Origin of the sequence: Paracoccus sp. S4493, from assembly GCF_000967735.1 — a bacterium.
Taxonomy (GTDB): Bacteria; Pseudomonadota; Alphaproteobacteria; order Rhodobacterales; family Rhodobacteraceae; genus Paracoccus; species Paracoccus marcusii.
The window spans coordinates 1-455 of sequence record NZ_JXYF01000109.1; the positions used below are offsets into that span (position 1 = coordinate 1).

1 protein-coding gene is annotated in these 455 nt (G+C 65.3%); it reads left to right on the forward strand.

What is annotated here, in order from left to right; translation table 11 throughout:
* Positions 1-121: 121 nt before the first annotated feature.
* Positions 122-455 (forward strand): substrate-binding domain-containing protein (locus tag TW83_RS13545; protein WP_045983305.1); only part of this gene is annotated, 334 nt, incomplete at its 3' end.

Consider the following 455-nt stretch of genomic DNA (forward strand, 5'->3'; position numbering starts at 1 on the left):
TACCAGCAGGTGATCAAGGGGGCGCTGATCGTGGCCGCCGTCATGCTGGACCGGTCCCGCAAGACCGAAGACTGAGATCCGGCGCGTGCCGGGACATGGTGTCACCGAGGGAGGAAACCAGATGACGACGAAGATGATGATGACGGCCAGCGCATTGGCGCTTGGCCTGGGTCTGGGCGCGGCGCAGGCGCAGGACGACCCGATCAAGATCGGCATGGCCGCCTATGGCCTGAATGCCGAGTTCATGCAGCTGTGGTCGGCGGCGGGTGAAAAGCACCCGGCGGTCGAATCCGGCATGGTCGAGCTGACCATCTTTGACGGCCGCTATGACGCGCTGGTGCAGCAGGACCAGTTCGAGACGATGATCACCCAAGGCTTCGACGCGATCGTCTTTGCGCCGATGGACGTCGAGGCCGGCGCCACCGCCGTCCAGCTGGCCGTCGATGCGGGCATCC